At 63.2% G+C, this 23,753-nt stretch carries 21 protein-coding genes and 1 tRNA gene; 7 read left to right on the plus strand and 15 right to left on the minus strand.

Annotated elements, in window-relative coordinates:
- Positions 1-154: 154 nt before the first annotated feature.
- From FJ492_RS04565 to FJ492_RS04575, 3 genes are all read right to left on the minus strand, one after another.
- Positions 155-541, minus strand: coding sequence for a MerR family DNA-binding transcriptional regulator (locus FJ492_RS04565; RefSeq protein ID WP_006203215.1), 387 nt, complete (start codon positions 539-541; stop codon positions 155-157).
- Positions 542-680: 139 nt separating this feature from the next.
- Positions 681-2,099, minus strand: a complete 1,419-nt coding sequence (mgtE, locus tag FJ492_RS04570) for a magnesium transporter (RefSeq protein WP_140716025.1) — start codon at positions 2,097-2,099, stop codon at positions 681-683.
- A gap of 121 nt (positions 2,100-2,220) precedes the next feature.
- Positions 2,221-2,418: a hypothetical protein gene (locus FJ492_RS04575; RefSeq protein WP_140768709.1), complete on the minus strand. Its 198-nt coding sequence runs from the start codon at positions 2,416-2,418 to the stop codon at positions 2,221-2,223.
- A 56-nt stretch (positions 2,419-2,474) separates the two neighbouring features.
- Here FJ492_RS04575 and FJ492_RS04580 point away from each other — a divergent pair, with 56 nt between their 5' ends.
- The 5 genes from FJ492_RS04580 (at position 2,475) to sucD (ending at position 7,569) form a co-directional block, all read left to right on the plus strand.
- On the plus strand, positions 2,475-3,143 hold the full coding sequence (locus FJ492_RS04580; RefSeq protein WP_140768711.1) for a response regulator transcription factor: 669 nt from the start codon (positions 2,475-2,477) through the stop codon (positions 3,141-3,143).
- A 123-nt stretch (positions 3,144-3,266) separates the two neighbouring features.
- Positions 3,267-4,457 carry an aminotransferase class V-fold PLP-dependent enzyme gene (locus FJ492_RS04585; RefSeq protein WP_140502586.1) on the plus strand — a complete coding sequence of 397 codons (1,191 nt, stop codon included), beginning with the start codon at positions 3,267-3,269 and terminating at the stop codon, positions 4,455-4,457.
- 11 nt (positions 4,458-4,468) lie between these two features.
- Positions 4,469-5,419: a CoA ester lyase gene (locus FJ492_RS04590; RefSeq protein ID WP_140768713.1), complete on the plus strand. Its 951-nt coding sequence runs from the start codon at positions 4,469-4,471 to the stop codon at positions 5,417-5,419.
- 51 nt (positions 5,420-5,470) lie between these two features.
- Positions 5,471-6,655: a malate--CoA ligase subunit beta gene (locus FJ492_RS04595; protein WP_140502584.1), complete on the plus strand. Its 1,185-nt coding sequence runs from the start codon at positions 5,471-5,473 to the stop codon at positions 6,653-6,655.
- 14 nt (positions 6,656-6,669) lie between these two features.
- Positions 6,670-7,569: a succinate--CoA ligase subunit alpha gene (gene sucD / locus FJ492_RS04600; protein WP_140502582.1), complete on the plus strand. Its 900-nt coding sequence runs from the start codon at positions 6,670-6,672 to the stop codon at positions 7,567-7,569.
- Between the two features lie 259 nt (positions 7,570-7,828).
- On the opposite strand, the gene FJ492_RS04605 is transcribed toward sucD, so the two are convergent.
- Positions 7,829-7,913, minus strand: a tRNA-Leu gene (locus FJ492_RS04605).
- 235 nt (positions 7,914-8,148) lie between these two features.
- Between FJ492_RS04605 and lipB the strand changes: the two genes are divergently transcribed.
- Entirely contained in the window at positions 8,149-8,892 is a 744-nt protein-coding gene (gene lipB / locus FJ492_RS04610) for a lipoyl(octanoyl) transferase LipB (RefSeq protein ID WP_140716019.1), read from the plus strand.
- Positions 8,893-8,899: 7 nt separating this feature from the next.
- Here lipB and FJ492_RS04615 read toward each other — a convergent pair whose 3' ends face one another.
- From FJ492_RS04615 to mce, 6 genes are all read right to left on the minus strand, one after another.
- Positions 8,900-10,150: a site-2 protease family protein gene (locus tag FJ492_RS04615; protein WP_140768715.1), complete on the minus strand. Its 1,251-nt coding sequence runs from the start codon at positions 10,148-10,150 to the stop codon at positions 8,900-8,902.
- A 425-nt stretch (positions 10,151-10,575) separates the two neighbouring features.
- A complete protein-coding gene (locus FJ492_RS04620) occupies positions 10,576-11,256 on the minus strand; it encodes an ABC transporter ATP-binding protein (protein ID WP_027145277.1) in 681 nt (226 codons plus the stop codon).
- The gene (locus tag FJ492_RS04625) at positions 11,256-12,542 is read right to left on the minus strand and encodes a lipoprotein-releasing ABC transporter permease subunit (protein WP_140768717.1); all 1,287 of its coding nucleotides are present in this window, start codon (positions 12,540-12,542) and stop codon (positions 11,256-11,258) included. The genes FJ492_RS04620 and FJ492_RS04625 overlap by 1 nt, the downstream gene beginning before the upstream one ends.
- Entirely contained in the window at positions 12,539-13,867 is a 1,329-nt protein-coding gene (gene proS, locus FJ492_RS04630) for a proline--tRNA ligase (RefSeq protein WP_140502577.1), read from the minus strand. The genes FJ492_RS04625 and proS overlap by 4 nt, the downstream gene beginning before the upstream one ends.
- A gap of 664 nt (positions 13,868-14,531) precedes the next feature.
- Complete coding sequence (locus FJ492_RS04635; RefSeq protein WP_140502576.1) at positions 14,532-14,816, minus strand: DUF1467 family protein; 285 nt, start codon at positions 14,814-14,816, stop codon at positions 14,532-14,534.
- Positions 14,813-15,217 carry a methylmalonyl-CoA epimerase gene (gene mce / locus FJ492_RS04640; RefSeq protein WP_140502575.1) on the minus strand — a complete coding sequence of 135 codons (405 nt, stop codon included), beginning with the start codon at positions 15,215-15,217 and terminating at the stop codon, positions 14,813-14,815. The genes FJ492_RS04635 and mce overlap by 4 nt, the downstream gene beginning before the upstream one ends.
- Positions 15,218-15,342: 125 nt before the next feature.
- On the opposite strand from mce, the gene FJ492_RS04645 reads away from it, so the two are divergent.
- The gene (locus FJ492_RS04645) at positions 15,343-16,206 is read left to right on the plus strand and encodes an MBL fold metallo-hydrolase (protein ID WP_140768719.1); all 864 of its coding nucleotides are present in this window, start codon (positions 15,343-15,345) and stop codon (positions 16,204-16,206) included.
- 15 nt (positions 16,207-16,221) lie between these two features.
- On the opposite strand, the gene FJ492_RS04650 is transcribed toward FJ492_RS04645, so the two are convergent.
- The 5 genes from FJ492_RS04650 to nuoL form a co-directional block, all read right to left on the minus strand.
- Positions 16,222-17,892 carry a ribonuclease J gene (locus FJ492_RS04650; protein ID WP_027145283.1) on the minus strand — a complete coding sequence of 557 codons (1,671 nt, stop codon included), beginning with the start codon at positions 17,890-17,892 and terminating at the stop codon, positions 16,222-16,224.
- A gap of 94 nt (positions 17,893-17,986) precedes the next feature.
- The gene (locus FJ492_RS04655) at positions 17,987-18,808 is read right to left on the minus strand and encodes a biotin--[acetyl-CoA-carboxylase] ligase (RefSeq protein WP_140768721.1); all 822 of its coding nucleotides are present in this window, start codon (positions 18,806-18,808) and stop codon (positions 17,987-17,989) included.
- 4 nt (positions 18,809-18,812) lie between these two features.
- Positions 18,813-20,249, minus strand: coding sequence for an NADH-quinone oxidoreductase subunit NuoN (nuoN, locus tag FJ492_RS04660; RefSeq protein WP_140502569.1), 1,437 nt, complete (start codon positions 20,247-20,249; stop codon positions 18,813-18,815).
- Between the two features lie 19 nt (positions 20,250-20,268).
- Complete coding sequence (locus FJ492_RS04665) at positions 20,269-21,774, minus strand: NADH-quinone oxidoreductase subunit M (protein ID WP_140502568.1); 1,506 nt, start codon at positions 21,772-21,774, stop codon at positions 20,269-20,271.
- Positions 21,774-23,747: an NADH-quinone oxidoreductase subunit L gene (nuoL, locus tag FJ492_RS04670; protein ID WP_140768723.1), complete on the minus strand. Its 1,974-nt coding sequence runs from the start codon at positions 23,745-23,747 to the stop codon at positions 21,774-21,776. Before nuoL ends, FJ492_RS04665 begins: the two co-directional genes overlap by 1 nt.
- Positions 23,748-23,753 lie beyond the last annotated feature (6 nt).

Here is a 23,753-nt window from a genome sequence, read left to right on the forward strand (position 1 = left end):
TCGCTGGACTGCCTTCCCAAAGAATCTCTTCTCAGACCAATTTCAACTCCCAAAACGCCATATGCGATTCCCCTGCCCTCAAGGGGGAGATGTCCGGCAGGACAGAGGGGGGCGCTGTCCTGGGCGCTGTCCCGCCAACATCTCGAAATTTCGGCTAGGTGTTGACCCCGAGCTCGACCAGCCGCTCGACGCAAGACTCCTCGGCCTGATCGAGTTCGGCCAGCGTCTCCTCGAGGTCCCGGCGCTTTTGCCTGAGGTCCTCGCGCTTTTCCTCGATGCGCTTGATCATCAGCTTGAGCTGCCCGACCTCGCCCGGCGGCTCCTTGTACATCTGGATGATCTCGCGGATCTCGTTGATCGAGAAGCCGAGCCGTTTTCCGCGCATGATTTGCCGGATGAGGTGACGGTCGGAAGGGCGAAACAGCCGCGTACGGCCGCGCCGCACCGGCTGCACCAGTCCCTCGTCTTCGTAAAAACGCAGCGTCCGCGTCGACACGTCGAATTCGCGGGTCAGTTCGGTGATCGAATAATATTCCCGCATTGTCACTCCATGCCGGAATTCCGGGTGATCGCCATGCGGCGTCGCCCATCTGTCCCGAACCAAACCCTTGCCCGCCGGAATCGACGCGGCACCCCGCACGAGCCTCGCACGGCATTTACGTAAAAGTCAATTAAGACGCTTACCGGACGCCGAACCACCAGGTCGCAAGGCCGAGGAAGGCAAAGAATCCAACGACATCGGTAACGGTGGTGACGAAAACCGCCGAAGCGACCGCGGGATCGACCTTGAACCGGTCGAGCAGCAACGGGATCAGGATGCCGGCAAGGGCCGCCACGAACATGTTGATGATCATCGCCGCCGCGATGATGCCGCCCAGATTGGGGTCATGGAACCAGACAGCCGCGACGATGCCGATCAGGATCGCGAAGACGATGCCGTTGATGAAGCCGACGCCCATTTCGCGGCGGATAATGCGGCCGGCATTGTAGATGTCGAGATCCCTGGTCGCCAGCGCCCGCACGGTGACGGTCATGGTCTGCGAACCAGCATTGCCGCCCATGCCGGCCACGATCGGCATCAGCACGGCGAGGGCGACGATATGCTCGATCGTGCGATCGAACAGGCCGATCACCGATGCCGCCAAAAATGCCGTCAGCAGATTGACGAGCAGCCAGGGAACGCGCGAGCGCGAGGTCGCCAGAATGCTGTCGGAGAGCTCCTCGTCGCCGACGCCGCCCATGCGCAGCAGGTCCTCCTCCGCTTCCTGCTGGATGACGTCGACGACGTCGTCGATGGTCAGCACGCCGACCAGCCGCTCGTTCTCGTCGACGACGGCGGCCGACAAAAGGTCGTATTGTTCGAAGTCCCGCGCCGCCTCTTCCTGGTCCATGGTGGCCGGGATGGCGTGCCGCGTCTCATGCATGACTTCCTCGACCTTGACCGCGCGCTTGGTGCGCAGGATCTGGTCGAGATCGATGGCGCCCAACAGCTTGAAGGTCGGATCGATGACGAAGATCTGGCTGAAGCGGTCGGGAAGGTTCTTGTCCTCGCGCATGTAGTCGATGGTCTGGCCGATGGTCCAGAAAGGCGGCACCGCGACGAACTCGGTCTGCATGCGCCGCCCGGCGGTCTCTTCCGGGTAGTCGAGCGAACGGCGCAGCCTGATCCGCTCGGTGAACGGCAGCTGCGACAGGATCTCGTCCTGGTCTTCCGGTTCCAGGTCTTCGAGGATGTAGACCGCATCGTCGGAATCGAGTGCCTGCACGGCTTGCGCGATCTGCGCATTGGGCAGGTTATCGACGATATCCATGCGGATCGCCTCGTCGACTTCGGTCAGCGCGGAAAAATCGAAGTCGGCGCCCAGCAGCTCGACCAGCGCGCGCCGCTGTTCGGGGTGCAGCGCCTCGATGAGGTCGCCAAGTTCCGACTGATGCAGGTCGTCGACTTGGCGCTTGAGGGTCAGCGTATCGCGATCGGCGATCGCCGCACCAATCTGGGCAAGGAAGGACGATAGGACGGCACCGTCCTCGCCATAGATATCAGCGTGGTGCTCGTCGGCGGCCCTGGCGCCGGTCGTCCGTTCGTCCTGGCCTTCCACCAGCGCCTCCCGCCATCAGAATCCGGAAAAGGTGCAAATCAGGTCTAGACCATGAGTCCGCAAAGTGGAAACCGGTTTTCGGTCCGGTGCCCATACAAAAGTGACGGCGACCCGGAACGCTTCAACTTCGCAACATGTTCTTCCAACGCACGGGAATTTCAGGCCAAACACATGCCTGCCCGCTCACCGATGCCGAGTTGTCATGCCCGCGCGAACTGTCGATTTCATCAAAAGCAGGCCACGCTTCGGCTTCCTGCGGCGCGACAGCCGATGTCGCTGGGGAAAGAGCACCCCCGCGCCATTGGAGCAGAATCGTCATGATGCAGGTCCAGGCATCGGCTGGCCCGCCAGGCCGCAACAAAAAGCCGGAAGCCCTTGAAGATCAGGTCACGGACAGAGAACAAGGCAATCGAAGAGCGGCGCGTTCGCGTGGTCGTGGCCGAACGCAATCCGCTCGTCATATCGGCTCTGCGCGAAATGCTGGACTGCGACGGGCGCTTCGAACTTTTGGCCTCGGTACAAAGCGGCAGGCATTTCCTGGAGCTTGCAGCGGTACAGGAGTTCGATGTCGCCGTGATCGGCTGGAAGCTCTCCGACATGGACGGCGCGGACGTCCTGGCCGAGGTCCAGGGCCGCAAGCTCAACATCCGCATCGCGATCTTCTCAAATGACCATGACATCGGTATCCTGAAACAGTGTGTGCGCCTCGGCGCGCAAGGCTACTGCTTCCAGTTCGACGATCCCGCCATCATTTTCGACACGATCCTGGCTGTCGCGCACGGCCGCATCTGCATCCCCTATATCGACATCAACAAGGTCAACGACACGCCTCTGTCCCGGCTTACCGTGCGCGAGCGTGAACTGCTGGCGGTACTGTCAGATGGCTGGACCAATTTGCAGATCGCGACCCGGACCGGGATCTCCGAGAATACGGTGAAGTACCATCTCAAGAATCTCTACGACAAGCTGGACGTCCGCAACCGCGCCATGGCGGTCGCGCTCTATTCACGAGAGAGGCGCAGCCAGAAGCAGCCTTTCGGGTAGGGCAACCGGGTAGGCCATACCCACCCGCACGCGGCAAGTTCTTACCCGCCAAGGTATTGTTGACATCAGCCGTCGAAACGAAACTCCCCACCACCGCTTTGCTGGATCAGGAGGAGTTCGCACATGGCCGGTTTCACCCATCTTTTCATTCCCGGGCCGACCAATATCCCCGAACAGGTGCGGCAGGCGATGAACCTGCCGATGGAGGACATGCGCGCGGCCACCTTCCCCGACCTCACCCTGCCACTGTTCGAAGACATCAAAAGCGTCTTCAAGAACGAGACCGGCCGCGTCTTCATCTATCCGTCCTCCGGCACCGGTGCCTGGGAAGCGGCGATGACCAATGTGCTCAGCCCCGGCGACCGCGTTTTGATGTCTCGCTTCGGTCAGTTCTCCCATCTGTGGGTCGACATGGCCGAGCGGCTCGGCTTCGAGGTCGACGTGATCGACTGCGAATGGGGAACCGGCGTTCCGCTTGACCTCTATGCCGAGCGGCTGAAGGCGGACAAGACGCACCGCATCAAGGCGATCTTCTGCACCCAGAACGAGACGGCGACCGGCGTCACCAGCGACGTCGCCGGCTGCCGCGCAGCGCTCGACGATGCGAACCACCCTGCCCTGCTTTTCGTCGACGGCGTCTCGTCGATCGGCTCGATCGACTTTCGCCAGGAAGAATGGGGTGTCGACTGCGCCGTCAGCGGTTCGCAGAAAGGCTTCATGCTGCCGGCCGGCCTCGGCTTCCTGTCGGTCAGCAAGAAGGCGCTCGTGGCTTCCAGAACCGCCACCCACCAGCGCTGCTTCTTCTCCTTCGAGGACATGATCCGTGCCAACGATGCCGGCTATTTTCCCTACACGCCGGCAACACAGCTCCTGCGCGGCCTGCGCGCCTCGCTCGACCTGATCGAGGATGAAGGGCTCGACGCCATCTTCGCCCGTCACCATCGCCTCGCCGAAGGCGTGCGCAAGGCGGTCGATGCCTGGGGCCTGAAGCTCTGCGCCAAGGCGCCGAAATGGCATTCGGACACGGTCAGCGCCATCCTCGTGCCTGATGGCATCGACAGCGGCGACGTCGTCAAGCGCGCCTACCAGGCCTACCAGACGTCGCTCGGCGGCGGCCTCAACAAGGTGTTCGGCAAAGTTTTCCGCATTGGCCATCTCGGCTGGCTCAACGAGGTGATGGTGCTGGCCTCGCTGTCGTCAGCTGAGATGGCGCTGCTCGATTGCGGCGTGCGGCTGGCGCCGGGCTCCGGCGTCGGTGCCGCCATCCAGCATTTCCGCGCCTCGGCGGCAATGCCGGTCGCCGAAGCGGCCTGAGGGGACAGAAGATGAGCCACACCATCAACCACCTCAAGAAACTCAGGCTCCAGCGCAGCGAGCTGGCGGTTCCCGGCTCCAGCCCGGAGATGATCGACAAGGCGGCCAACAGCGCCGCCGACTTCGTCTTCCTCGACATCGAGGACGCTGTCGCCCCGCCCGACAAGGAACGCGCCCGCAAGAACATCATCCAGGCCCTGAACGACATCGACTGGCGCGCCAAGGGCAAGACCGTATCGGTGCGCATCAACGGCCTCGACACCCACTACATGTACCGGGACGTCGTCGACGTGATGGAACAGGCCGGCGACCGGCTGGACACCATCCTGGTGCCGAAGGTCGGCGTGCCGGCCGACCTCTATATGGTCGAGGCCATGGTCAACCAGATCGAGATGGCCAAGGGATTCAAGACCCGTGTCGGCCTGGAAGCGCTGATCGAGACCGCGCTCGGCATGGCCAATGTCGAGGCGATTGCCGCGACGCCAGGCCGGCTGGAAGCCATGCATTTCGGTGTTGCCGACTATGCCGCCAGCAACAAGGCACGCACCGTCAATATCGGCGGCCTCAACCCCGACTATCCCGGCGACCAGTGGCATTTCGCGCTGTCGCGCATGACCGTCGCCTGCCGCGCCTATGGGTTGCGCGCCATCGACGGGCCGTTCGGCGATTTCTCCGATCCGGAAGGCTACAAGGCGGCCGCCAGGCGCGCGGCCGCACTCGGTATCGAAGGCAAATGGGCGATCCATCCCTCGCAGATTGCCTTGGCCAACGAGATGTTCTCGCCGCCGGAGAAGGAAGTCACGCGCGCCCGCCGCATCCTCGAAGTGCTGAAGGAAGCCGAGGCGCAGGGCAAGGGTGCTGCCGCGCTCGACGGCAAGATGATCGACGCCGCATCGGAACGCATGGCGCGCAACGTGCTGGTGGTTAATGACGCCATCGAACGCGCCGGCCAGCTTAACTAGCCAACGAGAACCGCGCGTCGCGGCACTTCGACGATTTGGGGAGGAGAAAAAATGGACATCCACGAATATCAGGCCAAGGAACTGCTCGCCCGGCATGGAGTGCATGTGCCGCGCGGTGGCCTGGCTTACAGTCCCGAACAGGCGACCTACCGGGCGCGCGAGATCGGCGGCGGCAAATGGGTGCTGAAGGCGCAGGTTCATTCCGGTGCCCGTGGCAAGGCCGGTGGCATCAAGCTTTGCGCCAATGACGAGGAGATCTCCAGCGCCGCCGAAGCCATGCTCGGGCGCAAGCTGGTGACCCACCAGACCGGCCCGCGCGGCAAGCTGATCTCGCGCCTCTATCTGGAGGAAGCCGTCGACATCGCGCAGGAGCTCTATCTCGGCTTCGTGCTCGACCGCAAGGAAGAGCGCGTCATGATCGTCGCCTCGGCCGCCGGCGGCATTGAGATCGAGGAGATTGCCGAAAGAGCGCCGGATTCCATCATCCGTGCCACCGTCGATCCGGGCGTCGGCATGCAGCGCTTCCAGGCGCGCGAGATCGCCTTCGGGCTCGGGCTGGAGGACAGCCTGATCGGCAAGGCGACCGAGACCATCTTCAGCTGTTACCAGGTGTTCCGCGACTACGACGCCTCGATGCTGGAGATCAATCCGTTGGTGGTGACCCGCGACGGCAGCCTGGTCGCCCTCGACGCCAAGATGTCGTTCGACGAGAACGCGCTGTTCCGGCGGCCCGAAATCTCCGAATTGCGCGACAAGAGCCAGGAAGACCCGCGCGAAACCTTCGCCAGCGACCGTGGCCTCTCCTATGTCGGCCTCGACGGCAATATCGGCTGCATCATCAACGGCGCCGGGCTCGCCATGGCGACCATGGACATGATCAAGATCGCCGGCGGCGAGCCGGCGAACTTCCTCGACATCGGCGGCGGCGCTTCGCCCGAGCGGGTGGCGAAATCCTTCCGCGCGGTGCTCGGCGACAAGAATGTCGAGACCATCCTGGTCAACATCTTTGCCGGCATCAACCGTTGCGACTGGGTCGCCGAGGGCGTCATCAAGGCGATCCGCGAGGTCGGCGTCAACGTGCCGCTGGTGGTGCGGCTTTCCGGCACCAGGGCCGAGGAAGGGCGCAAGATCCTGGCCGATTCCGGCGAGGCGGTGATCGTCGCCGACACGCTCGCCGAAGCCGCCGAAAAAGCCGTCGCCGCGTGGCGCGCGGCCACCAAGAAAAAAGCAGCCTGAGGGAGGACAGAAAAATGGCAATCCTGCTCAACCGCAGCACGCGCGTCATCGTGCAAGGTTTCACCGGCAAGATCGGCAGTTTCCATGCCGAGGACATGAAGCGCTACGGCACCAAGCTCGTCGGCGGCGTCACCCCCGGCAAGGGTGGCCAGACGCATCTTGGCCTGCCGATCTTCAACACCGTCAAGGGCGCGGTGCGCGAAACCCGCGCCGAGGCGAGCATCGTCTTCGTGCCGCCGCCCTTCGCCGCCGATTCGATCATGGAGGCCGCGGATGCGGGGATAAAGCTCTGCGTCTGCATCACCGACGGCATCCCCTCGCAGGACATGATGCAGGTCAAGCGCTACATGCGCCGCTACCGCTTCGAGGACCGCATGCGGCTGGTCGGGCCGAATTGCGCCGGCATCATCACGCCCGGACAGGCGCTGATGGGCATCATGCCCGGCTCGATCTACCTTCCTGGCCGCGTCGGCATCGTCGGCCGCTCGGGCACGCTGGGCTACGAGGCCGCCTCGCAGATGAAGGCGCTCGGCATCGGTGTATCGACCAGCGTCGGCATCGGCGGCGATCCGATCAACGGCTCCTCCTTCAAGGACGTTCTGAAGCTGTTCGAGCAGGATGACGAAACCGACGCAGTGGTGATGATCGGCGAGATCGGCGGACCGCAGGAAGCGGAAGCCGCGATCTGGGCGCGTGACAATATGCGCAAGCCTCTGATCGCCTACATCGCCGGGCTTTCGGCCCCGAAAGGCCGCCGCATGGGCCATGCCGGCGCCATCATCTCGGCCTTCGGCGAGTCGGCGCAGGAGAAGGTCGAGATCCTGAAAGAGGCCGGCGTCATCATCGTGCCGACGCCGTCGTCCTTCGGCGATGTGGTGGCCGATACGCTGGAGCGAACGAAGAAGGCGGCCTAACCTTCACCAACAAGCGGCCGCGGGCCGTTGCCGAGCACGAGGCGGCGCGACTGGAATGCGCCGCCAACGGTCTCTTCCAATCAGCGGCAAGATCGAGTTGCACGACAACCAGCCAAGCGGCCTCGTCCTGACCATCGATCTGCCGAATGGACCCGAGGTCCGGCCCTTATAGGAAGGTCGGCACCGTACTCATGATCTGATGATCGCCAGATTGCCGGCGTTGACATCAAGGCGTCCGAAGGCTTGCTTCAGGAAATTTTGGTGCGGTCGAGAAGACTCGAACTTCCACGGGTTGCCCCACAGCGACCTCAACGCTGCGCGTCTACCAATTCCGCCACGACCGCACGTGGTAGGAGCCGGAACCGACCGGCTCGCGGCGTGTAGCAAATCGTTTCCGGCGAAACAAGTGCGCGATGAGCAATAATGTCCGGCAATTGGCATAACGTTCCACAGGATTGCAATGAGCATCCGGAACTGGACGTTTGCGCCTGATGTCGCCATATGGAGGCCAAAGGCATGTCGCCCAAAAGTGCAAGGCGGTTTTGGGACCACGACATGTATAAGCAAAAGCGACACACCATGACAGAACGCAGCCAGATCGCCACGTCGTTCCTCCCGTTGCCTGGTTCGGCGCCGGTAGAATGGCTGGTCGAACCTGGCCTTACCGCCTATCCCGATGCGCTGGCCTTCATGGAGGCGCGCGCCGAGGCGATCCGCAGCGGAGCCGCCGGCGAGATGGTCTGGCTGGTCGAGCATCCGCCTCTCTACACCGCCGGCACCAGCGCCCGCATCGAGGACCTGATCGAGCCTGACCGCTTTCCGGTCTTCGCGGCCGGTCGCGGCGGCGAATACACCTATCACGGGCCCGGCCAGCGGGTTGCCTATGTCATGCTCGACCTGAAGCGCCGGCGCGAGGACGTGCGCGCCTTCGTCGCCGCACTCGAACAGTGGATCATCGGTACGCTCGCCGCCTTCAACGTGCGCGGCGAGCGCCGCGAGGACCGGGTCGGTGTCTGGGTGGTGCGGCCCGATCGCCCCGCCTTGCCGGACGGCTCACTGGGCGAGGACAAGATCGCGGCAATCGGCATCAGGCTGCGGCGCTGGGTCAGTTTTCACGGCATAGCCATCAATGTCGAGCCGGACCTTTCCCATTTCGGCGGCATCGTGCCCTGCGGCGTGCAGGACCATGGCGTCACCAGCCTCGTCGACCTTGGCCTTCCCGTGACGATGGCCGATCTCGATCTCGCGCTGAAATCCGCGTTCAAGGATGTGTTCGGTGCAGCCGTGGCCTTGCCCGCCGAAGTGGCCCGCAAGACCGGCTGACCGCGCGTCAGATCAGTTGGGCCGACGCCCACAACACGCCGCAGCCATGGATGGCGAACACCGCCAGCAAGGCCCCTGCGATGACGAGACGGTCAACGGTGCCGATCGGCTCCAGTTCGTGACGTGGCTTCACGCCGCTGCCGACGGTGAGCAGGCTGAGGATCGAAAACACCGCACCGGCCGCCAGCAGGAAGCCCGACGAAAAACCAGCCCGCCAGCCGAGCGCCAGAAAGGCCGAAAGCAGCGAGAAGGACGCCAGCGCCAGGACGATTGGCCCCGGGCAGATCTGGCGCAGCACTTGGCCGCCGTCGAATTTCCACACCGGCACCAGATTGGCGATGTTGAACAGGGCCACGCAGCCCGCAAGCGCGGCCAGCAGCGCGGCCGCGGCCTTGTGGCCCTCGCCGCCGGCAAGCACGCTGGCGGCAATGACGATCGGCACCAGGAAGGCTGAGAACCCCGCCCCCATCAACGCCACGAAGGCCACTTCGAAACGGCTGTTGTAGGGCCGGCCGCCAATGGCGATGCCGCCAAGCAGCGGGATGAAGATCATCCGCGCCCTGCGATGGCCCGTCAGCCGAAACGCCGCCATGTGGCCGAGTTCGTGCAGTGCCACCACCGACGTCAGGATCGCGGCCAGCGCTAGCCCGCCGAGGTGAAGGCCGAAGAACGGCCACAGCATCAACGCCGACAGCACGGCAAAGCCGACCTGGCTCAGCGGATGCTCGAACCAGCCGCCCTTGCGGTACTGCCCGGTCCTTGCCCAACACTGCAGCTTGGAGAGCTCGCGGCGCATGGCGAAGTAACGGAACACCAGGAAAGCGACGCCGCGATACCGGTCTGTGCGGCTGAGCGTCACGCGTGTGCCGCCGCCCTGCGAAACCAGTTCGGCGGTCTCGCCATAATCCTTCCAGAACGAGCCATCGAGCGCGGTGTCCTCGATCACCCGCATCGAGAAGCGGCTGCCTTCGACGACGTCTTCAAACCGCGCCCTGCGCTCGATCGGCTTGCCGTCGCGGCCTTCCCACGACAGCATGATGCGGGCCACGCCCCCTTCGTCCAGCGGCTGCGCCGACAGGATCTCGCCGGACCAGCCGGCATCGCTGCCAAGTGGCCACAGCGCTTGCCACAGGCGCTGCCGGTCCATTGCCACGACGCGGCTCGACCGGACCGTGCGCAAACCGAGCGGCACGGTCATCAAGAGAAAGATCAGCCCGAGATTGCTGGCCACGAGAATGGCCGTGACGATAGGCGACACCTGGACGTTGCTCCTGCCTGGAGGCGCACCCTAACGTCGCGGCGGCAAGAAAAGCTTAACGGCGGAGCGGCTTACGGCCATCGGGAAATAGCGATGGCGGATGCCGCGAACTCACATGGCTCCGATCCAGATCGCCATGGAAACAAGAAACGCACTCATGCAAACCAGCGAGATGACATCCTGAACCAAATCGGTCATAACTCTCTCCTGTTGTGGATATGTTTCTAATTTGTTCTAATTTTGTTCCATTGTCAACGAACAGAATCCGACCGCATCCAAAATCTCCGGGCGATCAGATCGGCAGAGTTAAGAAAAGGTTGACAGCCCGCGCCTATCAACAGGCAGGGGAAATGGCGGGCGTCGGGCACTCGCGAAACACGCAGGTGTTGAGTTTCAGGTCAGGCCGGCAACACCTGACGCACAGACTAAAGCGGCACCACCTTGCCGTCGGAGAGTGTGACGCGCCGGTCCATGCGCGATGCCAGTTCGTGATTGTGGGTGGCGATCAGCGCGGCGAGACCCGATTGCCGCACCAGCGCCTCCAGCGCCTCGAACACATAGGAGGCGGTGACCGGGTCCAGATTGCCGGTCGGCTCGTCGGCGAGCAGCACCAGCGGCGCATTGGCGACAGCTCGCGCAATGGCGACACGCTGCTGCTCGCCGCCGGACAGCTCGGATGGTCGGTGCGACGCCCGCTTGCCGATCTGCATGTAGTCGAGCAGTTGCGCGGCGCGCTCGCCCGCTTCCTTGCGCGGCAGCCCCTTGATGAGCTGCGGCATCATGATGTTTTCCAGCGCCGAAAACTCCGGCAGCAAATGATGGAACTGATAGACGAAGCCGACATCGTTGCGGCGGATCGAGGTGCGCTCGTCGTCGGACAACCGGCCGCAGGCGCGGCCGGACAAGATCACGTCTCCGGCGTCGGGACGCTCCAGCAGGCCCGCCGTATGCAGCAGCGTCGACTTGCCGGTGCCCGACGGCGCCACCAACGCCACCATTTCGCCGCGCCGCAGCGAGAAGTCGGCGCCGTTCAGGATGGTGAGCTTGCGCGGCCCCTGGACATAGTGCCGCTCGACGCTCTTCAGCTCGATAATGACCTCGGCCACTACTCATACCTCAACGCTTCGACCGGATCGAGGCGGGCCGCCCGCCAGGCTGGAAACACCGTTGCCAGGAAGGACAACGCCAGCGCCATGATGATGACGTAGGTCGTCTCGCGCGGATCCATCTTGGCCGGCAACTGGCTGAGGAAATACAGCTCCGGATTGAACAGCACCTTGCCGGTCATCCAGGAGAAGAACTGGCGGATCGATTCGATGTTGGTGCAGATCAGGACGCCGAGCAGCACGCCGGCGAGCGTGCCCGTCACGCCGATCGCCGCTCCAGTCATCAGGAAGATGCGCAGGATGGCGCTGCGCGAGGCGCCCATGGTGCGCAGGATGGCGATGTCATGCCCCTTGTCCTTCACTAGCATGATCAGTCCGGAAATAATGTTGAGCGCCGCCACCAGCACGATCAGCGTCAGGATCATGAACATCACGTTGCGCTCGACCTGAAGGGCGGAAAAGAAGGTCTCGTTGCGCTGGCGCCAGTCGACGAGGTCGATGGGGCGTTGCGCCGCCTCTTCCACCTTCGGTTTCAGCGCATCGACATCATCGGGATTGTCGACATAGATCTCGATCGTCTGCGCCCGGCCGTCCATGTTGAAATAGAGCTGCGCTTCGGAGAACGGCATGTAGACGATGGAGCTGTCATACTCCGACATGCCGACTTCGAAGATCGCGGCGATCTTGTAGCCCTTCATGCGCGGTGTGGTGCCGAGCGGCGTCACATCCCCGTCCGGCGAGATCAAGGTGATGGTATCGCCGAGCGCCAAGCCGAGATTCTCGGCCATGCGCTTGCCGATGGCGACGCCCTCGCCGGTATCGAAATCGGCGAGCGTGCCTTGCTTGATGTTGCTGGCCACGATGGCGATCTTGCCGAGGTCTGCACCCCTGATACCGCGCACCAGCGCGCCGGTCCCGCCGCCGACATTGCCTTGCGCCAGCACCTGGCCATCGATCAGCGGAATAGCGTATTTGACGCCGGACACGCCGTTGATGCGGCTGGCGACCTGGGCATAGTCCTCGAGTGGCGAATCGAGCGGCTGCACGATCAGATGGCCGTTGACGCCGAGTATGCGCGTCAAAAGCTCGGCGCGGAACCCGTTCATCACGGCCATGACCACGATCAGCGTGGCGACGCCCAGCATGATGCCGAGAAAGGAGATCGAGGCGATCACCGAGATCACCGTCTCCTTGCGCCGCGAGCGCAAATAGCGCCACGCAACCGTGCGTTCGAAGATTGAGAACGGGCCGGCGCCCGCCGATCTCGCTGCCGCCGCCTCGCTCATGCGGCGGCACCGAAGCGTTTTGCCGCGTCGGCGATCGGCAGCGTCACGCGCTCGCCGCTCTTGCGATTCTTGATCTCGACCTCGCCGGCGGCCACGCCGCGCGGCCCGACAATCACTTGCCAGGGCAGGCCGATCAGGTCCGCGGTGGCGAATTTGCCGCCCGGCCGCTGGTCCGTATCGTCGTAGAGAAGGTCCTTGCCGGCGGCCGTGAAGGCAGCGTTGAGCTCGTCGCAGACGCGGTCGCAGTCGGCGTCGCCCGCCTTCATGTTGATCAGGCCGATATCGAACGGCGCCACCGCTTCCGGCCAGATAATGCCGTTCTCGTCGTGGCTGGCCTCGATGATCGCCGCGACCAGCCGCGACGGGCCGATGCCGTAGGAGCCGCCGGAGGCGAAATGATCCTTGCCGTCGGGGCCGGTCACCTTGGCGCCCATCGGCTTGGAGTATTTCTCGCCGAAGTGGAAGATATGGCCGACCTCGATGCCGCGCGCCGAGACCCGGTCACTTGTCGGGACCTTCTCCCAGGCCGCCTCGTCATGCATCTCGTCGGTAGCGGCGTAAGGCGTCGTCCACGTCTTGACGATGTCCGATATCTCGCCGTCATTGGCGAAGTCGGTGTTCGCGCCAGGCACGGCAAGCGACAGATAATCGCGATGGCAGAAAACCTGGCTCTCGCCTGTATCGGCCAGGATGATGAACTCATGGCTGAGATCGCCGCCGATCGGTCCGGTATCGGCCCGCATCGGGATTGCCTGCAGGCCCATGCGGGTGAAGGTCCGGAGATAGGACACGAACATCCTGTTATAGGCGGCCCGCGCGCCCTCGAAGTCGAGATCGAAGGAATAGGCGTCCTTCATCAGGAATTCGCGCGAACGCATCACGCCGAAGCGCGGCCGCACCTCGTCACGGAACTTCCACTGGATGTGGTAGAGGTTGAGCGGCAGGTCCTTGTAGGACTTGACGTAGGCGCGAAAAATCTCGGTGACCATTTCCTCGTTGGTCGGTCCGTAGAGCATGTCGCGGTCCTGACGGTCCTTGATGCGCAGCATCTCCTTGCCGTAGTCGTTGTAACGGCCGCTCTCGCGCCACAGATCGGCCGACTGGATGGTCGGCATCAGGATCTCCAGCGCGCCGGCGCGGTTTTGCTCCTCGCGGATGATCTTGCAGACCTTGTCCAGCACCCGCTTGCCCAGCGGCAGCCAGGAAAAACTGCCCTGCCCCTGCTGTCGGATCATGCCGGCGCGCAGCATCAGCCGATGCGAGACGATTTCGGCCTCGCGCGGATTTTCTTTAAGGATAGGCAGGAAATAGCGCGACAAACGCATGGACTGGTCCGTGAATGAGAATGGCCACGCCAGAATCGGCGGGGCGCAGGCTTGCTTGCCCCGGCTTCATAGCGATTTCATGACCGAATGGAAACCCGGCCATCCCACCACATCAGCCCCTTCCGTCCCGGAATCCCGCGCTCCGGATCAGTCCGCGCCGACAATGGAACGCACCGATCCTCTTCGGATTTGCCCACCAATTCTTTGCGCGCGTCAATCGCGAACATGCCGCAAAGGCTCTATCAACCCTGGCTATCCGTTTCAAAAGCAAAGCCTGCCGCACTATTGTGCAGTGCAGCACGAGAATGCCCGTTTCAAGGCAAAATTCTTCGTGACATTTTCATTTCCGTTAGGCTAATGTGCCCCGATAACCGAGAGGGCAGAAACAAATCTGCCTTCCTACGCGGTCAAAGTCTTGGGAGGATGCGATCTAGGCGCGGTTATTCGCTGCCGCCGGACACCGGAAACAGATCGGACGCGTTTAATTGCAAGGCCTTGTGCCTTGCATTTTTTTTGTGCAATCATCTGGTTAGCGCCGCGAATTGCCAGGCTACATGACCTTGCGTCAGCAGCCCGTGGCCGGCAGGCGGGGCGGCATCTCAATATCATCCGCAGCGCTCCGATCTCGTTGGAGCACCTTTGGGGAGCAGCCTTACCGGGCGCTCTATTTCGCTGGGGTCTGGCCGAAATCCGGCACGATGTGCGGGATGTCGTTGAGGCTATACCCCAGCCCGTGCGTCAAACCGTAGAAAATGCCCATCAGGATCGCCGTCGCGATGGTGGTGCGGATCACGGCACGCAACATATGCGGCCCGCGCGGCGCGCTCGCAACCGTGCCCAGCGTCACGTCATGATCGTCATCCTGCGTCTTGACGCTGAACGGCAGAACGGCAAACAGCACCACCCACCAAGTCGCGAAAAACAGGGCGGTGAACGAGACCCAGCTCATGATTGCTCCAGTTCGATCAGCGTACCGAAGAAATCCTTCGGATGCAGGAATAACACCGGCTTGCCATGCGCACCTGACTTGGGATTGCCGTCGCCAAGCACGCGGGCGCCGGCAGCCTTGAGCTGGTCGCGCGCGGCCAGGATATCGTCGACCTCGTAGCAGAGATGATGCATGCCGCCCGATGGGTTCTTCGCCAGGAATGCCGCGATCGGCGAGTTCTCGCCGAGCGGCTCCAGCAATTCGATCTTGGTGTTGCCGACATTGACGAACACCACGGCGACGCCATGCTCCGGCAAAGCCTGCGGCTCGGTCACTTCGGCGCCGAGTGTGTTGCGGTAAGCGGCAATGGCGGCAGTCAAATCCGGCACCGCAAGCGCGACATGGTTCAGTCGTCCGAGCATGGCGAGCTTTTTTCTCCCAGGTCCAAGGTTGGCGTCATACGTCAAATCAACCGAGACCGACAGCCTTTCACGAGGAGCGCACTGTCGCACCTGTTGCAAACGACATCAGCGAAGTACAAACGGCAATGTCCGGAATCAGCCCTGCCCGCGCCCGCGTGTTCACTTTCGATCTCGGGTCGTTCAAAGTTGCCGCTTTGCTCGACGCCGTTGATATCAGAGACAAGCTTGCATCGGCCTTCGCGGCCGGACAGCCGCCGGCGGCCGTGCACGAACTCGCGGTCTCGAATTTCATCGACCCGGATCGCTACGAACATTGCTTCGTCCCGACGCTGGTCGACACCGGTTCCGAAAAGATCCTGTTCGACACTGGCTGCGGAGATGAAGACAGTTCACTTCTGGGCTGTCTGCAAGCCCTTGGGCTCGGCCCCGATGACATCGATGTCGTGGTCATCACGCACGGGCATCCGGACCACATTGGCGGGCTTGTCCGGAACGGCGAACCGGTTTTCAGCCGGGCGCGCTATGTATTCGGCGCGGCGGAATTCGCCTTCTGGACCGAAGGAAATGCTGTGCGCGCGGCCAGGTTGGCCAACCGTGATCTCTTCAGGCGGATTTGCACCGGACTGGCCGATCGCGCGACATTCATAGCGCCTGGAGACGAAGTGATGCCGGGCATCACTGCCATCGATGCAGCCGGTCACTCTCCCGGGCTTTTGGCCTTCCTTGTCGAAAGCGGCGGGCAGCAATTGCTAATCTGGTCGGACGCTTTCCTGCACTATGTCGTGTCCATCCAGCATCCGGAGTGGCATGCCGATTTCGACGACGACAAGGAAAGGGCAATCGAGACCCGCAAGCGGCTGCTGAGGATGGCTTCGGAACGACGCCTGCTCGTCGCAGGTCATCACATGCCGTTTCCGGGCCTGGGCTATGTCGGGCAGATAGGCGGGTCCTTTCGCTGGATTCCGGTCAGCTATCAGTTGAACGTCTGACCAGCCCTGCCCCTCTCAACGGGTGACGAAAACAGTCACCAACGGTTTCTTGCCCCAGGCTTCGTTCGCCGCGCCGCGTACCGCGCGCCGCACCGCCTCCTGCACCAGGTCGAGGTCCTTGCGGCGCTGACGGGGGATCGAATCGACCGCGCCGACGGCCGCATCGATCATCAGGTCCTCGAGCGTCTCGCCACGGGCATCGGCCTCGGCGACGCCAATTGCGACCAGATCGGGATCGCCGGCCAGTTCATACTTATCGTCGAGAACGACATTGACCGCGACATGACCGGCAAAGGACAATTTGCGCCGGTCGCGAATACCCATCGCCTGGTCGGTACCGATCAGATTGCCGTCCTTGTAGACGCGGCCGAACGGCACCTGGTCGATGATGGTCGCGGGACCCGGCGCCAGCCGCAGCATGTCGCCATCGCGCACCTGCGCCACCTGGCCGATGCCCGACATCGACATCAGCGAACCCTGCGCCACCAGATGCGCGGCCTCGCCGTGTACGGGAACGCCTATCTGCGGGCGCACCCATTCATACATCTTGCGCAGTTCGCTGCGCCGGGGATGGCCGGAGACATGCACCAGCGCATCGCCGTCCTCGATGATCTTGATGCCGAGATCGATCAGGCGGTTCTTGATTTCGAGGATCGCCTTTTCGTTACCGGGAATGGTGCGCGAAGAAAACACCACCGTGTCGCCCGCCGTCAGCGACACCGATTTCATCTCATCGCGCGACAGTTTCGCCAGCGCCGCCAGCGGCTCGCCCTGGCTGCCGGTGCAGATGATGACCAGGTTCTCGCGCGGGATGAAACCGAAATCCTCCTCGGCGATGAACTCCGGCAGACCGTCCATGTAGCCAAGCTCGTCAGCGACATCGATGACGCGCTTCAGCGAGCGGCCTAGCACCAGGCACTGGCGGCCGGCATCGCGCGCCGCCCGGGCGATCGAGACGATACGTCCGACATTGGAGGAAAAAGTGGTGACGGCGACGCGGCCCTTGGCGGCCTGGATGACACCTTTCAGGCCCTCGCCCACGGCCACTTCCGAGGGTGAATCGCCTTCGCGCAGCGCGTTGGTCGAATCGCAGATCAGCGCCAGCACGCCCTTGTCGCCATAGGCGCGGAAACGCGCCTCATCGGTCTTGGGTCCGATCGTCGGTTCCGGATCGATCTTCCAGTCGCCGGTATGGATGACGGTGCCGGCCGGCGAGGTGATCGCCAGCGACATCGGCTCGGGGATGGAATGCGCCACCGGAATGGCTTCGATCTCGAAGGGACCGACGGTGAACTTTTCGCCGGCCCGGTAGATCGACAGCGGGATCTTCGGTGCGCCCTGCTCGCCCTGCCGCTTGGCTTCCAGCAGCCCGGCGCTGAATGGCGTCATCCAGACCGGCGCCTTCAGCTTCGGCCAAGTGTCGAGCAGCGCACCGTAGTGGTCCTCATGCGCGTGGGTGATGATGATGCCGCGCAAATTGGCGAGGTTCTCCTCGATAAAGCGCGTGTCGGGCAGGATCAGGTCGACGCCCGGATGCGCCGCGTCGGGAAAGGTGACGCCGACATCGATCACGATCCACTCGCGCGCGCTCGGCGGGCCGTAGCCGTAGAGGGCGAAGTTCATGCCGATCTCGCCGACGCCGCCAAGCGGCACGAAGACGAGTTCGGCGTTGTCCGCTTTCGCCATGATTTTTCCCTTCCTGGCCCTCAGGCCAAGCCGTTAAAGCAATTCCAGCAAAAGTGTCTAACCGTTTTCAGCCCGGAATTGCTCAAGAACAAAACTATACCCGCGCGGACGCGACCGCGCCGAAATGCACATCGCCGGCGGCGATCGTCAGAACAGACCCTTCATCGTCGCGGATCACGAAACGGCAGTCCTCGTCAATGGTCTCGAAGACGCCGCGCACCACATTACCGTCAATTCTGACAGCAACCTCGCCGCCAAGGCCAGCTGCGCGGGCCAGCCAACGCTTCCTGACGGCGGCAAGGCCACGCCCTTCGTCCCAAAGGCGGGCATTCTCGCTCCAGGCATCCGACAGCGCCAGAAACAGCGTTTCGGCATCGCAAGCCGCACCCAACGCATGAAGCGATGTCGCGGGATACGGCAAATCCTGCGGGTGCGCCACCACGTTGACACCGATGCCTACCGCCACCGCGAAACGGCCACCATCAAGCATCGCCGACTCCAAGAGGATGCCGGCGAGCTTGGCCCCGGAGGCGAGCACGTCGTTTGGCCATTTCAGCTCGAAGCGGTTCCGTCCCTGGCTCGCACCGTCGAGACCTATCGCGATGCGGCTCTTCGGCACCACCGCGTCGAGCGCGTCCGCCAGCGCCAGCCCGGCGACAAAGCCGAGCGTCGCGGCCAGGCGAAGCTCGCCGGCGGTGATGACAAGCAGCGTCGCCGCCAGATTGCCTTCCGGCGTTGCCCAGGCACGGCCACGCCGGCCGCGCCCGCTTTCCTGTTTTTTGGAAACGACCCAGAGCTTGCCCGGGTCGCCCGCCCGGGCATGGTCCAGCGCCAGCGCGTTGGTGGAGCCGACACTGTCATGCGCTTCGAGCCGGAACCCTTCCGACGCCGAGGTTGGAGCCAGCCGAAATGCCATCCCGTCAGAAAAATGTCTTGGCGGCGGCTTCGGCATAGGTGCCGATCGGCCCGCCGATCAGCACATAGAACAGCACGAACGCGCCACTGACGCCGAGCACGACACGCAATTCGCTGGCCATCGGCACGAAGCCGCCGACCGGCTCATCGAACCACATGATCTTGATGATGCGCAGATAATAGTAGGCGCCCACCACCGAGGCCAGCACGCCGATGATCGCCAGCGCGTAGAGATTGGCGTTGATGGCTGCGAGGAAGACGTACCACTTCCCCCAGAAGCCGGCGAGCGGCGGAATGCCGGCCAGCGAGAACATCAGGACCGTCAGGATCGTCGCCATCACAGGGTTGGTCGACGACAGGCCGGCGAGATCGCTGATCTGCTCGACATTACCTTCCTTGCGCCGCATGGCGAGGATGAAGGCGAAGGTGCCCAACGTCATCACCAGGTAGATCAGCATATAGATGGCGACGCCGCGCACACCGGCCTGGCTGTTGGCGGCGAGGCCGACCAGCGCGTAGCCCATATGGCCGATCGAGGAATAGGCCATCAGCCGCTTGATGTTGGTCTGGCCGATGGCGGCGAAAGCGCCAAGCGCCATCGAGGCGATCGAGATGAAGACGATGATCTGCTGCCAGTCGGAAGCGATCGGCTTGAACGCGCCCATGGTGACGCGCACGATCAGCGCCATCGCCGCCATTTTCGGCGCTGCCGCCAGGAAGGCCGTCACCGGCGTCGGCGCACCTTCATAGACGTCTGGCGTCCACATGTGGAACGGCACCGCCGAGATCTTGAAGGCAAGCCCGGCCAGCACGAAGACGAGGCCGACGACGAGGCCAAGCTGGCGCTCGCCGCCGCCAAGTGCGGTGGCGATCTCCTGGAAACCGGTGTTGCCGGTGTAACCATAGACCAGGCTGATACCATAGAGCAGCATGCCCGAGGACAGCGCGCCGAGGACGAAATATTTCAGGCCTGCCTCGGTCGAACGCAGATTGTCGCGGTTGATCGCCGCCAGCACGTAGATCGCCAGCGACTGCAGTTCGAGGCCGAGATAGAGCCCGATCATGCCGTTGGCCGAGATCATCAGCATCATGCCGAGCGTGCAAAGCAGGATCAGCACCGGATATTCGAACTTGTCGAAACGCTCCGCCTTGGCAAAGCGCATCGACATGATGAGCGTCACCGCCGAACCGACCAGCGCCAGCACCTTCATGAAGCGGGCGAAGGAATCCTGGATGAAGGCATTGCCATAGGCGGTGCCCTGCCCGGCGTGGAAGATCAGCCAGGCGCCTGCGATCACCAGCACGGCGACGGCAAGGCCGGTCACCGTATTGGCGGTGTTGGAACGCGAATAGGCCCCGACCATCAGCAGCGCGAGCGCGCCGATGGCAAGGATCAGCTCGGGCGTCGAGAGCGACAGGCTGGAGAGAAGGTCCGGCGTCATGGTTCGCAAAACCCCTGGGTCAGTTCGCCGCCGCGGTCTGCGCGGCGCCGATGGATGCGGTGACATTGGTGACGAGCGACTTGACCGACTGGGCCGTCGCGTCGAAGACGGGTGCGGGATAGACGCCGAAGAAGATGACCAGCACGACCAACGGATAGATGATCGCCTTCTCGCGGGTCGACAGATCGAGCAGTCCCTTCAGGCTGTCCTTGGTTAGTGCGCCGAAGATCACCCGACGATAGAGCCAAAGCGCGTAGGCGGCCGATAGGATGACGCCGGTGGCGGCGAAGAACGCCACCCAGGTGTTGACGCGGAACACGCCGAGCATGGTCAGGAACTCGCCGACGAAGCCTGACGTGCCAGGCAGGCCGACATTGGCCATGGTGAAGATCATGAACACGGTGGCGTATTTCGGCATGTTGTTGACGAGGCCGCCATAGGCGGCGATCTCGCGGGTATGCATGCGGTCATAGATGACGCCGACGCACAGGAACAGCGCGCCCGAGACCAGGCCGTGGCTGAGCATCTGGAAGATCGCGCCCTGCACGCCTTCCTGGTTCATGGCGAAGATGCCCATGGTGACGAAGCCCATATGGGCGACCGAGGAATAGGCGATCAGCTTCTTCATGTCCTCCTGCATCAGCGCCACCAGCGAGGTGTAGATGATGGCGACGACCGAAAGCGTGAACACCAGCGGCGCGAACATCTCTGACGCCAGCGGGAACATCGGCAGGGAGAAGCGCAGGAAGCCGTACCCGCCCATTTTCAAGAGGATGGCGGCCAGGATGACCGAGCCTGCCGTCGGCGCCTCGACATGCGCGTCGGGCAGCCAGGTATGTACCGGCCACATCGGCATCTTCACCGCGAAGGAGGCGAAGAAGGCGAGCCACAACCAGGTCTGCATGTTGGCCGGGAAGTTGTGCGTCAAAAGCGTCGGGATGTCGGTGGTGCCGGACTGGAAGAACATCGCCATGATGGCGAGCAGCATCAGCACCGAGCCGGCCAGCGTATAGAGGAAGAATTTGAACGAGGCGTAGACGCGCCGCTTGCCGCCCCACACGCCGATGATGATGAACATCGGGATCAGGCCGGCTTCGAAGAAGACGTAGAACAGCACGATGTCCAAAGCGCAGAACACGCCGATCATCAGCGTTTCCAGAAGCAGGAAGGCAATCATGTAGGCCTTGACGCGCTTCTCGATCGCTTCCCACGACGCCAGGATGCAAAGCGGCATCAGGAAGGTCGTCAGGATGACGAACAGCATGGAAATGCCATCGACGCCCAAATGGTAGGAAATGCCGGAGTCGAGCCAGGCGACCTTTTCGACGTACTGGAAGCCGGCCTGCGAATTGTCGAAGCCGGTCCAGATCAACAGCGACACCAGGAAGGTGAACGCCGTGGTTATGAACGCAATCGCGCGGATGTTGCGGCGCGCGTTTTCGCTGTCATCGTTGATGAACAGGATCAGCAGCACACCAACCAGCGGTAGGAAGGTGACCAGCGAGAGGATTGGCCAGGCGGTCATCAGAGCATCATCCAGGTGACGAGTGCGGCAACGCCGATCAGCATGGCGAAGGCATAGTGATAGAGATAGCCGGTCTGCAGCTTGACGACGCGGTTGGTGACATCGACGACGCGCGCCGAAATGCCGTCCGGCCCGAGCCCGTCGATGATGGTCCCGTCACCGGTCTTCCACAGGAAGGAACCGAGACGCTTGGCCGGCCGGACGAACAGGAAGTCGTAAAGCTCGTCGAAATACCACTTGTTGAGCAGGAAGGCGTAGAGTCCGCGATGCTGGGCAGCGAGATTCCTCGGCATTTCCGGGGACCGGATGTAGAACTGCCAGGCCACCGCGAGCCCTATCAGCATGGCGACGAAGGGCGAGAGCTCGACCCACAGCGGCAGTTCGTGGATCTCGTGCAGGATGTGGTTGTCCGCCAGCGTGAACAGCGAGGCCTTCCAGAATTCGGCATAGCCCTCGCCGATGAAGGCGCCGTGGAAGATGATGCCGGCAAACAAAGCGCCGGCCGCCAGGATGAACAGCGGCACCAGCATCACCGGCGGTGATTCATGGACGTGATGCATCACCTCGTGGCTCGCCCGCGGCTCGCCATGGAAGGTCATGAAGATCAGCCGCCAGGAGTAGAAGGAGGTGAAGCCGGCGGCGATGACCAGGGCCACGAAGGCCAGCCCCGCGACCGAATTGTGCCCGGCAAAGGCCGTCTCGATGATGGCGTCCTTGGAGAAGAAGCCGGCGGTACCGATAACGGTCACCGGAATGCCGACGCCCGTCAGCGCCAGAGTGCCGATCACCATCATCCAGTAGGTGGTCGGGATCAGCTTCCTCAAGCCGCCCATCTTGCGCATGTCCTGCTCGTCGGAGACGGCATGGATGACCGAGCCCGAGCCAAGGAACAGCAGCGCCTTGAAGAAGGCGTGCGTGAACAGGTGGAAGATCGCCGCGCCATAGGCGCCGACGCCGAGCGCCACGAACATGTAGCCGAGCTGCGAGCAGGTCGAATAGGCGATGACGCGCTTGATGTCGTTCTGGACCAGGCCGACGGTCGCCGCGAAGAAGGCGGTGAAGGCACCGATGAAGGTCACCACCGTCAGCGCCGAATGCGACAATTCGAACAGCGGCGACAGCCGCGCCAGCATGAACACGCCGGCGGTCACCATGGTGGCGGCATGGATGAGCGCCGACACCGGCGTCGGGCCTTCCATGGCGTCCGGCAGCCAGGTGTGCAGCGGCACCTGCGCCGACTTGCCCATGGCGCCCATGAACAGCAGCAGGCAGACGACGGTCATCGCCGCCTGCTTGTCCAGCGCATGGCCGAGGAAGGTGAGCACGGCGGCACCCTGCGGCGCGCCTTCAGCAGGAATGAACGTCGCCGCATTGGCGAAGATCGTGCCGAGATTGACCGAGCCGAACAGCACGAACAGGCCGAAAATGCCGAGCGCGAAGCCGAAATCGCCGACGCGGTTGACGACGAAGGCCTTGATGGCGGCGGCATTGGCCGACGGCTTCTTGTACCAGAAGCCGATCAGCAGGTAGGACGCGAGGCCCACCCCTTCCCAACCGAAGAACATCTGCACGAGGTTGTCGGCCGTCACCAGCATCAGCATGGCGAAGGTGAACAGCGACAGATAGGCGAAGAAGCGCGGCCGGTTCGGATCGTGGTGCATGTAGCCGATCGAATAGATGTGAACCAGCGCCGACACGGTGTTGACCACCACCAGCATCACCACTGTCAGCGTGTCGATCCGCAGCGCCCAGGAGACGTCCAGGCCGCCGGACTGGATCCAGTGCAGCACCGGCACGGTGAACACCTCGCCATGGCCGAAACCGACGCTGAAGAAGGCGACCCATGACAGCACGGCCGCGATCACCAGGAAGCCGGAGGTGATGTATTCGGATGCCTTGGCACCGAGCGACGTGCCGAACAGGCCGACGATCAGGAAGCCGAGCAGCGGAAGGAAGACGATGGCCTGATACATGGTGGT

The organism is Mesorhizobium sp. B2-5-4, assembly GCF_006441095.1.
GTDB classification, from domain to species: Bacteria; Pseudomonadota; Alphaproteobacteria; order Rhizobiales; family Rhizobiaceae; genus Mesorhizobium; species Mesorhizobium salmacidum.